Origin of the sequence: Gulosibacter chungangensis (assembly GCF_008831155.1) — a bacterium.
GTDB lineage: Bacteria > Actinomycetota > Actinomycetes > Actinomycetales > Microbacteriaceae > Gulosibacter > Gulosibacter chungangensis.
Map to the genome: position 1 here is coordinate 226,954 of NZ_WBKB01000002.1, position 15,452 is coordinate 242,405.

At 60.4% G+C, this 15,452-nt stretch carries 15 protein-coding genes; 14 read left to right on the plus strand and 1 reads right to left on the minus strand.

The window, feature by feature from the left end:
• Nucleotides 1-5: 5 nt before the first annotated feature.
• The 14 genes from F8O05_RS04445 (at nt 6) to F8O05_RS04510 (ending at nt 14,889) form a co-directional block, all read left to right on the plus strand.
• Nucleotides 6-1,121 carry a cystathionine gamma-lyase gene (locus F8O05_RS04445; protein ID WP_158051548.1) on the plus strand — a complete coding sequence of 372 codons (1,116 nt, stop codon included), beginning with the start codon at nt 6-8 and terminating at the stop codon, nt 1,119-1,121.
• Nucleotides 1,118-1,711: a helix-turn-helix domain-containing protein gene (locus F8O05_RS04450; protein WP_225735728.1), complete on the plus strand. Its 594-nt coding sequence runs from the start codon at nt 1,118-1,120 to the stop codon at nt 1,709-1,711. The genes F8O05_RS04445 and F8O05_RS04450 overlap by 4 nt, the downstream gene beginning before the upstream one ends.
• A 58-nt stretch (nt 1,712-1,769) precedes the next feature.
• Complete coding sequence (locus F8O05_RS04455) at nt 1,770-2,183, plus strand: hypothetical protein (protein ID WP_158051549.1); 414 nt, start codon at nt 1,770-1,772, stop codon at nt 2,181-2,183.
• Nucleotides 2,184-2,391: 208 nt separating this feature from the next.
• Complete coding sequence (gene thrS, locus F8O05_RS04460) at nt 2,392-4,311, plus strand: threonine--tRNA ligase (protein WP_225735756.1); 1,920 nt, start codon at nt 2,392-2,394, stop codon at nt 4,309-4,311.
• Nucleotides 4,311-4,940, plus strand: coding sequence for an HIT family protein (locus F8O05_RS04465; RefSeq protein WP_158051551.1), 630 nt, complete (start codon nt 4,311-4,313; stop codon nt 4,938-4,940). Before thrS ends, F8O05_RS04465 begins: the two co-directional genes overlap by 1 nt.
• 8 nt (nt 4,941-4,948) lie before the next feature.
• Entirely contained in the window at nt 4,949-6,217 is a 1,269-nt protein-coding gene (locus F8O05_RS04470; RefSeq protein ID WP_158051552.1) for a M18 family aminopeptidase, read from the plus strand.
• 61 nt (nt 6,218-6,278) lie between these two features.
• The gene (locus tag F8O05_RS04475; protein WP_158051553.1) at nt 6,279-7,034 is read left to right on the plus strand and encodes a YebC/PmpR family DNA-binding transcriptional regulator; all 756 of its coding nucleotides are present in this window, start codon (nt 6,279-6,281) and stop codon (nt 7,032-7,034) included.
• 9 nt (nt 7,035-7,043) lie between these two features.
• Nucleotides 7,044-7,658, plus strand: coding sequence for a crossover junction endodeoxyribonuclease RuvC (ruvC, locus tag F8O05_RS04480; protein WP_158051554.1), 615 nt, complete (start codon nt 7,044-7,046; stop codon nt 7,656-7,658).
• Nucleotides 7,659-7,662: 4 nt separating this feature from the next.
• Entirely contained in the window at nt 7,663-8,286 is a 624-nt protein-coding gene (gene ruvA / locus F8O05_RS04485; RefSeq protein WP_158051555.1) for a Holliday junction branch migration protein RuvA, read from the plus strand.
• Nucleotides 8,283-9,287, plus strand: a complete 1,005-nt coding sequence (ruvB, locus tag F8O05_RS04490; protein WP_158051556.1) for a Holliday junction branch migration DNA helicase RuvB — start codon at nt 8,283-8,285, stop codon at nt 9,285-9,287. The genes ruvA and ruvB overlap by 4 nt, the downstream gene beginning before the upstream one ends.
• A gap of 51 nt (nt 9,288-9,338) precedes the next feature.
• Nucleotides 9,339-9,752 (plus strand): preprotein translocase subunit YajC, encoded by a 414-nt coding sequence (gene yajC / locus F8O05_RS04495; RefSeq protein ID WP_158051557.1) that lies wholly within the window; start codon nt 9,339-9,341, stop codon nt 9,750-9,752.
• A 53-nt stretch (nt 9,753-9,805) separates the two neighbouring features.
• The gene (secD, locus tag F8O05_RS04500; RefSeq protein ID WP_158051558.1) at nt 9,806-11,548 is read left to right on the plus strand and encodes a protein translocase subunit SecD; all 1,743 of its coding nucleotides are present in this window, start codon (nt 9,806-9,808) and stop codon (nt 11,546-11,548) included.
• On the plus strand, nt 11,545-12,558 hold the full coding sequence (gene secF, locus F8O05_RS04505; RefSeq protein WP_158051559.1) for a protein translocase subunit SecF: 1,014 nt from the start codon (nt 11,545-11,547) through the stop codon (nt 12,556-12,558). Before secD ends, secF begins: the two co-directional genes overlap by 4 nt.
• Before the next feature lie 81 nt (nt 12,559-12,639).
• Complete coding sequence (locus tag F8O05_RS04510; RefSeq protein WP_158051560.1) at nt 12,640-14,889, plus strand: RelA/SpoT family protein; 2,250 nt, start codon at nt 12,640-12,642, stop codon at nt 14,887-14,889.
• A 25-nt stretch (nt 14,890-14,914) separates the two neighbouring features.
• Here the strand turns inward: F8O05_RS04510 and F8O05_RS04515 are convergent, their stop codons facing one another.
• A complete protein-coding gene (locus tag F8O05_RS04515) occupies nt 14,915-15,361 on the minus strand; it encodes a hypothetical protein (protein WP_158051561.1) in 447 nt (148 codons plus the stop codon).
• Nucleotides 15,362-15,452 lie beyond the last annotated feature (91 nt).

Genomic DNA, 15,452 nt, shown 5'->3' on the forward strand with positions numbered 1-15,452 from the left:
GTTTAATGCCCAATGCCGAGAACAGCAGCCACGTAGCCAAGATGCTGCACCGCCGAGCAGGCACGCTGCGCCCAGGTGACCCGCTGGTACCGCCGCTGGTGGCTGCGAGCGCATTTCTCTTGCCCGGAGAGCCAAACGCTCCATTCGGGTATGGCCGATGGAACACCCCGACCTGGGCGGCCCTCGAAACTTCTTTGAGCATCCTGGAAGACGCCGACACTGTCATCTTCCCTTCGGGGATGGCCGCGATTGCCGCCGTACTGATGACTCAGCTCGAGCACGGAGACCGCGTTCTCTTGCCCTCAGATGGTTACTACAACACCCGAAGCATGGCCGAGAAATACCTCACCCCGCAAGGCGTCCAGATCGAACTTTGCGCGACCCCTGACTACGGGGACAAAGACTTCACCGGTTTCAAATTGGTCTTCGTAGAGACACCGTCGAATCCACGATTGGACGTGTGCGAGATCGCGGACGTCGCGCGCCGAGCTCACCGGGCCGGAGCGCTAGTCGTGGTGGACAACACGACCATGACGGTCCTGGGGCAACAACCGCTCAACCTCGGCGCCGATATCGTCGTGGCATCCGATACAAAGGCTCTCAACGGGCACTCGGACGCATTGCTCGGCCACGTTGCTTCGCGTGATGCTTCGGTACTCGATGCGGTGCGAGAGTGGCGAACCTTGGCCGGTGGAATTCCCGGACAGCTGGAGGCTTGGTTGGTGCATCGAGGGCTCGAGAGTTTCGAGCTCCGATACGAACGGATGTGCACCAGCGCAGGTCTTATTGCGGAACGCTTCTTGGAGCATCCGGCGATTGTTGACGTGGTCTATCCGGGGCTTCCGACACATCCCGCGCGGGAGATCGTGGCTCGGCAAATGTCGAGCGGTGGCAGCTTGGTGGGCGTCACGTTCGCGCATGCGGATGCGGCAGAACAGTTCATTACGAGGGCGGAGTATGTCATACCCGCAACGAGCTTCGGCGGTACCCACACCACTGCCGAGCGGCGCGCACGCTGGGGCGATGAGGTCGCCGCGGGATTTGTGCGCTTGTCCGTGGGTTGCGAGCCGACCGAAGTGCTGTGGCAGGACTTCGCCGCCACGCTCCAGGAACTGTCGTGAGCACTCCGCCGATCAACGAATATGAGGGCGGTGACTTCGACGTTCGGCTTGGTGCGCGCATCCTTCGAGAGCGTGAAGCGCGCGGCTGGTCGCTGACCGAGCTGGCCGAGCGGTCACAGGTATCGCGAGCTCAGATCAATAAGGTGGAGCGCGGCGCGAGCAGTCCCACGGCCGCAGTGCTGGGGAAGCTCTCGGCAGCATTTGGCCTCACGATTTCTACTCTGCTTGGGGGAGTCGAAGGGGAGGAAGCTGTCCGCCTGACTCGATTTGCCGAACATCCGCAGTGGATGGACCCAGCAACAGGTTATGTGCGGCGGCAAATAGCCCCACACGCCGGCTCATCCCTGACCTTCGAGATCACACACGTCGAATTACCCGCGGGGGAGTCAACCTCGTATCCGGCCTCGGCCTTCGCATTTTTGCAACAGCTCGTGTTCGTGCTGGACGGGCAACTGGCTTTCACCGAAGGCGACACGGTGCACCGGCTTGGGGCAGGCGACAGCCTTGAGCTCGGGAGCTCAGCGGACTGCACGTTTGCTAACGCGTCGGGCGTGACCTGCACCTACTTGGTCGTAGTTGCCCGAAAGTAGACGGCTCGGGAGCAGAGACTTCACATGACAATGCCCGTCTCCAGGTAAGGTCAAGGGCGTGAATACGCCGCAGCCTCGCAAATCCATTCCGTTCCTCGTGACTCTCGGTGTCGCATCCATCGCCTTGGTTGGCTGCTCCGGCGGCGATTCATCCTCGGAACCCACCATCACGGGTGAAGCAACCACATACGACTCGCTCGAGGAGCTGCGCGATCTTTACGTGGAAGCTGGCGGCGAATGTCCCGAGTGGGAAGAACTCGACCCGGGCGATTGGGATGCGGTCGCGGGTCGCTGCAGCGACTCGGTCGTGATCACCGTCTTTAACGACACTTCGCAAATCGACGAAGTGGTGCAGAGCTCCCTCGATCTCATCGTGGAAACCCACCTGCTGGTGGGGGAGAACTGGATCATTAACACCGCGAACCCCGAGAACTACGTTGACGCACTCGGCGGCGCGGTCATCACCGGTTAGTCCGGCCTAGAATGAAACTCTGTGCCGGTGCGCGAAATCTATTGCAGCCGGGGCACAAAATCACCGTCACAAGACAAGCAATCAAGGAGCCGACGTGAGTCAATTCGACGTCAAGCAAGAAACCGCACCGCTGCGAGTGGAAGCGACGACGACGACTGACGGTTTCACGCTCTTCCAAGATGCACCGAAGAACCCCGCCGTGGTTGCGATGCGTGTAAACGGGGAACTCCTCGACCTCTTCCGCGAGGTCGAGGCGGGTCAGGTCGCCGAAGCCGTCACCATCGACAGCGAAGACGGCATGAACATCCTGCGGCACTCGGCCGCACACGTGACCGCTCAGGCGGTGCAGAAGCTCTTCCCGGGCACCACCCTCGGCATTGGTCCGTTCATTAAGGACGGCTTCTACTACGACTTCGACGTCGACAACCCCTTCACTCCGGAAGATCTCAAGGCGATCGAAAAGGAAATGAAGAACATCGTCAAGCAGGGCCAGCGGTTCTCGCGTCGGTCGGTGAGTGACGATGACGCGCGAGAAGAACTCGCAAACGAGCCGTACAAACTCGAGCTCGTGTCGCTCAAGGGCGGTGCCGGTTCTGCGGACAACGAAAACGTCGAAGTTGGCGAAGGCGAATTGACGATCTACGACAATGTCGACGCTAAATCGGGCGAGACTTGCTGGTCAGACCTCTGCCGCGGCCCGCACCTGCCATCTACTCGACTGCTTGGCAACGGTTGGTCGTTGCTGCGCAGCTCCGGTGCCTACTGGCGCGGTAGCGAAAAGAACCCAATGCTGCAGCGCATCTACGGCACCGCGTGGCCCACGAAGGATGAACTCGTGGCCTACAAGACTCGCCTCGAGGAAGCCGCGAAGCGCGACCACCGCAAGCTCGGTGTGGAACTCGACCTGTTCTCCTTCCCCGACGAAATTGGCTCGGGCCTCGCGGTATTCCACCCCAAGGGCGGGATCATCCGGCATGAGATCGAGTCGTACATGCGCGAGCAGCTGCTCGCACACGACTACGAACTCGTGAACACCCCGCACATCACCAAGGGCACTCTCTTCGAGACCAGTCAGCACCTCAATTGGTACAAGGACGGCATGTTCCCGGCCATGCACCTTGACGAGGTCACCGACGACGAGGGCAATGTCACTAAGCCCGGCCAGGACTACTACCTGAAGCCGATGAACTGCCCGTTCCACAACCTCATCTTCCGCGCCCGCGCCCGCAGCTACCGCGAGCTGCCACTGCGCCTGGCGGAGTTCGGAACGGTCTACCGCTATGAAAAGAGCGGTACGCTCTCAGGCCTGACCCGAGTGCGCGGCCTGACGCAGGATGACGCCCACATCTACGTGACGGACGAGCAGGTCAAAGACGAGATCAAGCGACAACTCGACTTCGTCTTCGACACCCTGCGCGCCTACGGCCTGAATGACTTCTATCTCGAGCTGTCAACCCGCGACCCGGAAAAGTCGGTGGGTACGGATGCGCAGTGGCAGGTCGCCGAGGACACCCTCCGTGAGGTTGGCGAAGAGTCAGGGCTCGAACTCGTTGATGACCCGGCCGGTGCCGCCTTCTATGGACCGAAGATCTCGGTACAGGCACGCGACGCGATCGGCCGCACCTGGCAGCTTTCCACCGTGCAGCTCGACTTCAACCAGCCTGAACTCTTCGAACTCGAATACGCCGCGGCTGACGGCACTCGCAAGCAGCCGATCATGATTCACCGAGCACTGCTCGGTTCGATCGAACGCTTCTTCGCGATTCTGCTCGAGCACTACGCTGGCGCCTTCCCGGTGTGGCTCTCGCCAGAGCAGGTTGTCGGCATCCCCGTGGCCGAGGAATACGCTGAGTACCTCGGCGGCGTGATCAAGCAGTTGAAGAGCAAGGGCGTGCGCGCGAAGCTCGACGACTCCGACGATCGGATGCCGAAGAAGATCCGCACTCACACCAAGGCGAAGATCCCATTCCAGCTCATTGCCGGGGAAGAGGACCGTTCGCAGAACGCCGTCTCCTTCCGCTTCCGGGACGGCTCGCAGCGAAACGGCGTTCCGGTGGATGAGGCGCTCACCCTGATCATGAACGCCATCGCTGAGCGCAAGAACATTAACACCGCTGAGGACCTGTAATGACAGGCTTCCTCGGGTTTCCAGAGGGAGAACTTGACGGCGTTGAGGTGACCCCCGCGGAGGAATTCGCGGGGGTCCCCGACGAGATCCAACGCACCTGGGTCCCGCATCGGATGACTTACATCAATGACGGTGGGGAACGGGCCAAGCCTGAAGCCGCCTGCGCCTTCTGCGAGGTCCCGAAGAAGACGGATGAAGATGGGCTCGTGGTCTACCGGGGCGAACTCGCCTACGTGGTGATGAACCTGTACCCCTATAACTCCGGACATCTGCTGGTCTGCCCTTATCGTCACGTTGCGATGTACGACGAGCTCACTGATGAGGAGCTCTTCGAGATTGGGAAGCTCACGCAGCACGCAATGGGTGTGCTGCGCCGCTCGACCAACGCCGGTGGCTTCAATATCGGGATGAACCAGGGCTCGGTCGCAGGTGCGGGCATTGCCGAACACTTCCACCAGCACATCGTGCCGCGATGGTTCGGAGACGCGAACTTCATGCCGATTATCGGGAAGACGAAACCTGTGCCGCAGCTCCTCGGTGATTTGCGGGCGCTGCTCGCCAAGAACTGGGATGCACCGGTGGCGACAGAGGTTTCGGGAACCAACACGGAAAACACGACGCAGGAGTAGTGACCTCAATGAGTTCGATCGACACCACGTTCGCGCAGATCTCGGCGCTGGTAACCGCCTCGCCGACCTCGTACCACGCGGTACGAGAGGTCGCGTATCAGCTCACTGAAGCGGGTTTCGTAGAACTTGATGAGGCACAGGCCTGGCCGAGCGGACCGGGTTCCTATGTCGTGGTGCGTGACGGCGCAGTAATCGCCTGGCGTGTCCCCGAGCAGGTGGATGCACTGACGCCCTTTGGGGTGGTTGCTGGCCACACCGACTCACCGGGGTTCCGGCTCAAGCCGATGCCGAGTACCGCTCGTTCTGGCTGGCAAAGCCTGAACGCTGAAGTGTACGGCGGGCCGCTCCTCAACTCTTGGCTTGACCGAGACCTCCGTATCGGGGCCCGACTCCTGCTCAAGGACGGCAGCGAAGCGCTCGCTGTCACCGGGGGAGTCGCGCGGATTCCGCAGCTGGCGGTGCACCTGGACCGCAAGGTCAACGCCGAAGGCCTCAAGCTGGATGCCCAGCAGCACACCCACGCCGTGCTTGGCCTCGCCGACGGGCCAAGCATCATCGACCTGCTCGCACAGGACGCGGCAGTGGCTGCCGAAGAGGTGCTCGCCTTTGACGCGTTCTTCACCGACGCCCAAGCGCCGAGCCGACTCGGTGCGAATAACGAACTCATCGCCTCGGGGCGCCTCGACAACCTGGTGAGCATCCACGCGGGTCTTCGTGCGCTCATCGCGGCGGAACCCCTCGGCGTGATTCCGGTCCTCGCGGGCTTTGATCACGAGGAGGTCGGCTCGAATACCCGTACAGGGGCGGGTGGGCCGTTCCTCGAGGACGTGCTTGCACGCATCCGAGAATCACTTACGGCCAGCGGCAGTGAAGCCCGACGAGCCGCGAGCCAGAGCTGGGTGATTTCCAGCGATGTTGGCCACGCCGTGCATCCGAACTATCCGGAGCGACACGATGATGACGTGCGGCCGATCGCAGGGCAAGGGCCGATCATTAAAATTAACGCGGACCAGCGGTACGTCACCGACGGTGCGGGCGAAGCGCTTTGGCGGGGGCTCTCGGAAGACGCCGAGGTGCCGGCACAGGTTTTCGTGTCGAAGAACACGATGCCCTGTGGCTCGACGGTGGGGCCGATTATGGCGACCCGACTGGGGATGCGCACTGTGGATGTGGGCATCCCGATGCTCTCCATGCACTCGGCCCGCGAGCTTGCGGCGCTCAGCGATATCAGCGGTCTGCAGCAGGTCCTTACCGAGTTCTACAGTCGCGCGCACTAAGATGGAACGCCGCGGTATCTTCGCGAATCAATAGTTCGACACGAAAGGGTGAAAGGGACTCATGGCCGGACACTCCAAATGGGCGACTACCAAGCACAAGAAGGCTGTCATCGACGCCAAGCGTGCTAAGTCGTTCGCCAAGCTCATCAAGGTCATCGAGGTGGCAGCGCGTGCAGGAGGCCCTGACCCAGACGGCAACCCGGCTCTCGCGGACGCGATTCAGAAGGCGAAGAAGACCTCCGTACCGAACGACAATATTGATCGCGCCGTAAAGCGCGGTGCCGGTATTGGCGGCGACGCAGTCAGCTACGACCAGATTATGTACGAGGCATACGCACCGGGTGGGGTCGCAATGCTCATCGAGTGCCTTACCGACAACAAGAACCGCGCTGCTGCCGAAACCCGTCTGGCAATCAGCCGCTCGGGTGGCAACATGGCCGACCCCGGTTCGGTGGCGTTCAACTTCGAGCGCAAGGGTGTCATTGCGGTACCCAAGGCGAACACCTCCGAGGACGACGTCCTCCTCGCGGGTCTTGACGCGGGTCTGCAGGAAGTACTCGAGCACGACGAAGTCTTTGAGTTGCGCACTGAGGCGAGCGACATGGTCGCGGTTCGCACCGCGCTGCAGGAAGCCGAAATCGACTACGACTCGGCCGAAGCAGAATTCGTCGCCAACGTGCTTGTCCCGGTTGATCTGGAGACCGCAAAGAAGGTTCTCTCGATGATCGACAATCTCGAAGATCTCGACGACGTGCAGGAGATCTACACCAACATGGAGATTCCCGACGACGTGCAAGCCAAGCTCGACGCCGAATAGGTCGACTGCTTGTCCCGCCGAATCATCGGAATTGATCCCGGCCTCACTCGATGTGGGGTCGGGATCATTGACGTGGCTCCCGGCCGCAAACTCTCTTTTGTGCACGTGTCAGTGATTCAAACCCATGCCGACCAGGAACTCGACCAACGTCTTCGCGTTATCGGTGACGGCATCGAAGCACTCCTGAACACCTACCAGCCAGATGCACTCTCGCTCGAGCGAGTCTTCGCCGAGCAGCGCAACCTCAACACGGTGATGGGTGTCGCACAGATCTCTGGGATCGCACTGCGCGAGGCGGCACTGCGCGATATCCCGACGCAGCTGCACACACCTTCCGAGGTAAAAGCGGCAGTCACCGGTTACGGTCGTGCCGAAAAGGCGCAAGTGGGGGAGATGGTTCGCAAGCTGCTCGGACTCAAGGCGGCACCCAAACCTGCCGACGCCGCCGACGCCCTCGCGCTTGCGATCTGTGCCGCCTGGCACAACACAGTTCCGAGCGTCAAAGTGACCAATCGGATGCACGGCTCAGCTCGGGCCGAAAAGGTCGCGGCCCCCACCCGGGCCCAGGAAGCATGGCTCGCCGCCGAGCGTGCGGCCAAGACCCGCGGCCGGCGCCTAGGCTAGTCGAGTGATTGCCTCGTTAACTGGAAAACTGACGCACCTCGGCGCGAACTACGCCATTGTCGATGTTGGTGGCGTTGGCTATCGGGTGCAGCTCACCCCCACGCACGCTCTGGAACTTCGACAGGGTAGCGAGATCACCCTGGTCACCGCATTGATTGTTCGTGAGGATGCGCTGACGCTATTCGGCTTCCGTTCCTTTGACGAGCGAGAGATTTTCGATCAGCTCACCAGCGTGAGTGGTGTCGGGCCCAAATCAGCGCTTGCCGTGATCACGCACCTTTCACCGAGTGAACTTGCCCGAGCGGTGGAGAGCGAAGACGTAAACGCTTTCAAACCGGTCTCTGGCGTCGGACCAAAAACTGCGAAACTCATCATTCTGCAGCTCAAGGGCAAATTGCTTGCGGCAGTAGACGTTACTGCCGCGGAAGCCTCGTCGCCGCAGCTCCCCGCATCCGTGGTCAAGACCGTCGACCAGGTTGTGGAAGCGCTCGTCGAACTCGGCACAAAACAGGTCCAGGCGCAGGCAGCGGTGGAGGCAGCCGCGGCCGAACTAGGCGAGGATGCAGATGTGCCGACGCTACTGCGCACCGCACTGCGTGAGCTCGGCCGTGGAGGCGTTCGTCGATGACCGATCAGCCACGCCTGCCGGAGATGGCCGAGAGCGAGTCGGAGCTCGAATTCGAATCAACACTGCGACCGAATCGGCTCGATGACTTCATCGGCCAAGAAAAGGTTCGCAAGCAGCTCGATCTGCTCCTTCGCGCGGCCGAGATTCAGAACCGCACACCGGATCACATCCTGCTTGCCGGGCCCCCAGGCCTTGGCAAGACGACGCTGGCGATGATTGTCGCCGAAGAGACCGGTCAGGCGCTGCGTCTGACCTCCGGCCCCGCCTTGCAAAATGCGGCTGACTTAGCTGCCGTGCTTTCCAGCATGGTGCCGGGCGAAGTGCTGTTCATCGATGAGATCCACCGGATGGCGCGCACCGCGGAAGAAATGCTCTATCTTGCGATGGAGGATTTTCGGATCGACATCATGGTCGGAAAAGGTGCCGGTGCTCAATCGGTGCCGCTGGAACTTTCCCCCTTCACCGTCGTGGGTGCAACGACCCGGTCGGGCCTGTTACCGGCGCCGCTGCGCGACCGCTTCGGGTTCACCGCGCACCTGGAGTTCTATCAGGATGAAGAACTCGAACGCGTCCTCACGCGCACGGCGACGCTGCTGGAATTGGTTTCCGAACCCGGCTCGCTTGCCGAGATTGCCAGTCGCTCACGCGGTACTCCGCGAATTGCCAACCGTTTGCTTCGACGGGTTCGTGACTACGCGTTAGTTCACGGCACTGACATTAGCCACGAGGCGGTTGCGGCGGCACTGCAGCTCTACGACGTGGACGAACGGGGACTCGATCGCCTCGACCGCGCCGTTTTGGACACGTTGATTCGCCGCTTCCGCGGCGGGCCGGTGGGTGTTCGGACACTCGCAGTGACCGTGGGGGAGGAACCCGATACTGTAGAGGCTGTTGTGGAACCATTCCTCGTGCGCATCGGCATGATGGCTCGTACCCAGCAGGGTCGCATCGCGACCCCAGAGGCTTATGAGCACCTTTCCATTCCACTTCCTCCCCTATAATCAAGCCTTTGTTACCGTTTGGTGACCCTCACCTAAGTTTTGGAGCCACTTTTGGACCTCACTCTTCTCCTTCCTCTCGCTCTGCTTGTGCTCATGATGGTGTTCATGTGGCGCAGCAATAAGAAGCGCACCGCACAGCAGCAGGAGCTGCGTGCCAAGATTCAGCCGGGAGTGGAAGTGATGACTCAGTCCGGCATCTTTGGCACGCTCATTTCGGTCGATGAGGACTCGAACGTCGCCACGGTCGAGACTTCGCCCGGCGTGGTGCTGCGCGTGCACAAGGCCACCATCGCGAACGTGGTCGAGCCCGCAGTCGAGGTTCCGAATGACGCATCGGCGCTCACGGGTGACGCTGTCGAGGACAGCACAATTGCTGATTCGAAGGACGTTGACACGAACGCGACTGACGCACATGAGTCCAACGCCGACGACGACAACTCGAACGAAGACCGTCCCAAGGCCTAATTGCCCGTAGGGGTGTACTTAAGCTCCCGTCGGGGCGAAAGGCAGTACAAGTTTTGGCGAAATCATCTCGCGTCTCCGCGGCCGTGAAATCGGCGCGCAATACCCTCATTTGGTTGGTCATCATCGTGGCCGCGCTGGCTGGGCTGAACTGGGTAGCAGTGGCCTTCCAAGGCGGGGTCTGGACCCCGAAGCTTGCCCTCGACCTTGAGGGTGGCACGCAGGTCGTGCTTGAAGCACAGCTGGAAGAAGGCGCCACACCAAGCGGTGACCAGATGAGCCAGGCAGTGCAGATCATTCGCCAACGCGTGGATGCTTCGGGTGTTTCTGAGGCCGAAATTACCACCCAGGGCGGCAAGAACGTTGTCGTTTCAGTCCCGGGCGAGATGGACGAAGAGACGCGCGCACGCATCGAATCGAGCGCCATGCTCGAATTCCGTCCGGTGCTGTTCGCGGAGGGATCTGAGGTCATCCAGGAGATCACTCCCGAGATGATGGGCATGGAGCCGACCGAGACATTTAGTTCGGAACCGTCCGGTGAGGCCGCGGATGCCTCGGATACCGTGCAGGTGTCGGAGCAGATGATGGCCGATTTCTATGCGTTCAATTGCGCGGATCTCGGTAACCGCACCGAGCCGTCCGCTTCTGACCAGCCGATGATTACCTGCGACTCGACGGGGACCGAGAAGTTCATCCTCGGCCCGGTGGAAATCACCGGAAGCAACATTAAGGACGCCACCAACGGTGTGGTCACCACCTCGCAAGGTGCCACGACCGGCCAGTGGGCTGTTAACCTCGAATTCGACGCAACCGGCACCGAGCAGTTCCGTGCCGTCACCGAACGTCTCTATGCCATTGGCAACACTGTCGACCAGAACACCGGAACAGTGGATACCAACCGCTCACGCTTTGCGGTGACCATGGACGACATCGTGATCGTGGCGCCGACTGCGAATGCGGTGATCACGGACGGTAAGGCACAAATCACCAACTCTTCCGGGACCTTCACCGAGGCATCCACGAAGGCCCTTGCCGACCAGCTGAAGTTCGGTGCGCTGCCGTTCAGCTTCGAAACGCAGTCCACTCAGACCATCTCCGCCACTCTCGGTACCTGGCAGCTGCAGGCCGGTCTCATCGCCGGAGCCATCGGTATGGGGCTCGTGCTCATCTATTCGCTCTTCCAGTACCGAACTCTGGGCTTGGTCACCATGACATCCCTCGGCATTCTGGGAGGTGTGACGTACCTCGTCGTGACCTTCCTCTCAAACCAAGAGGGTTACCGGCTTTCGCTCGCCGGTGTAGCGGGTCTGATTGTGGCGATTGGTATTACCGCCGACTCCTTCATCGTGTACTTCGAACGCATTAAGGATGAACTTCGCGAAGGTAAGAGCCTGGCCACCGCCGTCGAGCACGGCTGGTCCCGAGCTATTCGCACAATCCTCGCTTCGGACACGGTCAACCTGCTGGTCGCGATCGTACTCGCGATGGTTGCTGTGGGTAACGTCCGCGGTTTCGCGATTACGCTCGGAATTACCACCCTGATCGACCTCTTCGTGGTCGTGATGTTTACGCATCCGCTCATGCGGCTGCTTGCCACGACCAAATTCTTCGGCGGCGGTCACCCCGCATCCGGGCTCAACCCCGAATCGCTCGGTGCGGTCTATCGAGGCCGTGGCGAATTCCGGACTTCGACAACGAAACGCAAGTCGGGAGCCTCGCATGAGGCGCAGCGACGACAGACGATTGCCGAACGCAAGGCTGCCGAACTGTCGGCCGCCGGAAAGAATGACGAATCGTGAAAAGCTTTACTCAACTCGGCAATGACCTCTACACCGGTGAACGCTCCATTGGGTTCGTCAAGAAGCGGAAAGTCTGGTTCTCGATCGCGATTGTATTGATCATCGCGTCCGTCCTGGTGCCGGTGATTCGTGGCGGCTTCAACCTCGGTATCGAATTTACCGGTGGCTCAGAGTTCCAAATCTCCGACCCGCAGAGCACTGAACAGCCCCTGGCTACCGAGGCAGTCGCGGCCTACACCGATGCGGCTCCGCGCGTGCAACAGCTCGGCGACGGCTCGATTCGGGTGCAGACTGATGCGCTGTCTTCGGAAGACAATGTTGCATTGCGTGCTGATCTGGCCGAGGCCTATGGCACGAGCCTCGAAGACGTCACGGTCTCGACGATTGGTCCTTCCTGGGGCGCGGATATCACCCGGCAGATGCTGATTGGTCTGGGCGTGTTCTTGGTCCTTGCGTCGGCATTTATGGCGTTCTATTTCCGTACTTGGAAGATGGCGCTGGCAGCAATCTTGACGCTCTTCCACGACCTCATCGTCACCGCAGGCATCTATGCGCTCACCGGGGTGGAGGTTACCCCCGCTGCGGTGATCGGCTTCCTGACGATCCTCGGCTACTCGCTCTATGACACGGTGGTGGTCTTCGACAAGATTCGCGAGAACACTGCGGAATACTCGCCCACTTCAAGCCGCACTTTTGGTGAGCAGGTCAACCTCGCGATCAACCAGACGCTGGTGCGTTCGATCAACACATCCGTGGTGGCATTGCTGCCGGTGGCTGCGATCTTGTTCATCGGTGCCTTTGTAATGGGCGCTGGAACCCTGCGTGATATCTCCCTTGCACTGTTCATCGGTATCATCGTCGGTGCCTTGTCTACGGTGTTTATTGCGGGGCCGCTGTACGCGCAATTGCGGGTCACGGAGATCGGCATTAAGGACATCGACGAAGAAATTATCGAGGCACGAGAAAGTGCCGAGCAGCAGGATTCCGCGACCGCGGCATCCGCGGTATAGACTCCTTTTTCTAGGCCGCAACCTGAGGCCTAGAAGGGTATTTCTGAGGCCGTTGTCGGCTTGCGAGGAGGTGATGCCGGAATGAGCGATCAGAGTTTCATCTCCATGCGCAGCCTGGTGCCGCGTATTTTCACGAAGTCGCCCGCAAACCCCGAGATTTCGCCACTGATTCGAATCATTCGGCGGCAGGATCCAAAGGCCGATACGGATCTGGTTCAGCGTGCCTACGCGACGGCGAGAAAATGGCACAAGGGCCAATATCGCAAGTCCGGTGAGGAATACATCACCCACCCGGTTGCGGTGGCGACGATCCTCGCGGAGCTTGGCATCGGTCCGATTACAATCGCGGCTGCGCTCCTGCACGACACCGTTGAAGACACGGATTATTCGCTCGCTGATTTACGCAGCGATTTTGGCGATGAAATCGCCATGCTGGTTGACGGGGTCACGAAGCTCGACAAAGTTACCTACGGGGATGCGGCCCAGGCAGAAACCGTTCGCAAGATGATCGTCGCGATGTCGAAAGACATCCGGGTGCTTGTGATCAAGCTTGCCGACCGTCTCCACAATGCCCGTACCTGGGGCTTCATGCCGCCGGCGAAAGCCAAGAAGAAGGCGCGCGAGACGCTCGAGATCTACGCCCCCTTGGCACACCGCATGGGTATCCAGGCGATGAAGAATGAGCTCGAAGAGTTATCCTTCGCCGTGCTGCAGCCAAAGATCTACTCGGAAATTGAGCACCTCGTGAGCGAGCGCCAGCCGCAGCGCGAACGCTACCTCAACCGGGTAATGGGGGAGATCCGCGAGGACCTGCGCGATATGCGGGTCAAGGGCGAGGTGGTGGGACGCCCCAAGGAGCTCTATTCGATCTATCAGAAGATGGTCGTCCGCGGTCGCGAATTTGACGAGATCTATGACCTGATTGCGATCCGGGTAATCGTCGACACGGTTCGCGATTGCTATGCGGTGCTCGGTGCAATTCACGCTCGATGGACGCCTATGCCGGGACGCTTCAAGGACTACATCGCGACCCCGAAGTTCAACCTCTACCAATCCCTGCACACCACGGTGATTGGACCGGACGGTAAAGCGGTCGAAATTCAGATTCGTACCTATGACATGCATCAGCGGGCCGAATACGGTGTGGCGGCGCACTGGATGTACAAGCAGAACATGAGTTCTGGCCGACAGGATGTGGCTCGCAACGGTACGAGCGAGATGGCCTGGCTCAAACGTATCAATGACTGGCAGCAGGAAACGAGTGACTCGGACGAGTTCCTCGACTCGCTGCGCTTTGAAATCGGTGCCAAAGAGGTCTACGTATTCACGCCTCAAGGCAAGGTGATTGGTCTCCCGCAGTCGGCTACGCCGGTCGACTTCGCGTACGCCATCCACACGGATGTGGGCCACCGAACGATGGGCGCGAAGGTGAATCAGCGCCTGGTCTCCCTTGACACGAAGCTCAATACCGGCGACACCGTAGAAATCTTTACCTCGAAGAACCCGGATGCCGGTCCCAAGCAAGACTGGCTCTCCTTTGTCTCCTCGCCGCGCGCGCGAAATAAGATTCGTCAGTGGTTCACCAAGGAACGTCGCGATGAAGCGATCGAGATCGGCAAGGATCAGATCGCGAAGGCCATGCGGAAGCAGCAGTGGCGATATTCAGCGGATGCGATCCAGGAGGCATTCTCGACGGTCGCCTCACGCTTGCGTTACGTGGATGTCTCCGGATTGTACGCAGCGGTTGGCGATGGCAATGTGTCGGTGCAATCGGTTATGGAGAAGCTCAGCGATGAGCTCACCGTGGACATCGACAGCGTTGAAGAATTTACCGACTCGCAGCACTTCACTGGTACCGAGGTAGAACAACCAGCGGTCAGCGATTCGGGTGTCCTGGTGCGTGGCGCGCCCGACATCCTCGTGAAGATTGCCAAGTGCTGTACACCGGTGCCCGGCGACGAGATTGTGGGATTTATCACTCGTGGTCAGGGCGTCTCGGTACACCGCAGTGACTGCCGAAATGTCACCGAGCTCGAGCGACAGCCCGAACGCATGATTGACGTGGAGTGGGCGGAACGTTCCAAAGCTCTTTTCCTCGTGAATATTCAGGTCGAAGCGCTCGACCGTGCCGGGCTGCTGAGCGATATCACTCGGGTGCTCTCCGAGTACCACGTCAACATTCTGTCGGCCTCCGTACACACCTCGAAGGCAAGAGTCGCGATTTCGAAGTTCTCATTCCAAATGGGCGACACTGTGCACCTGGACCGATTGCTCGCTGCGGTTCGGCACATCGACGGAATTTACGATGTCTACCGGGTGCACAACACCTAGCATCGGGCAGCTCGTGATCTCGGGCCTAGATCGGTGCCTCGACGAGCGCCCGTAGTGCCTCAGCCTCCGTGTCATGCCCTTCGCGTCGCAGGTCACGCAGCGTACGCTCGGGCGTGGTGAGCACGAGTCCCGCGATCTCCGTGAGGTCAAGGGATTTCAGGCGCCGAAAACGGCAATCTACGAGATCATCGATCAATAGCGGCCTACCGCTGCGACGGGAGAGTTCTGCTCGCTTCGGTGCTGCGCCACCGACGTGTACCCAGCGGGCAGTTCGGCCAGTGATGGTTCTTCCCGGCCGCATCAACGGAAGCAGGCTCTGGGCCCGCTGGTTCCGGGTGGGCACACACCCCAGTGGCAGATAGAACTCAAAGCCGGGAATTCCGAACCGAGACACCTCACCGGCAAGATGCATCGCGTGGAGTTCGGGCTCACGGAACGGTTCGAGCTCGAAGGCAAGAGAGTGCAGAGTCATATCCGCATCCTCACCCATCGACTCCTCGCGCGGACGGAAAAAGCGTGGGGGTTGGGGATAACTCAGTTATCCCCAACCCCCACGCTTGCAG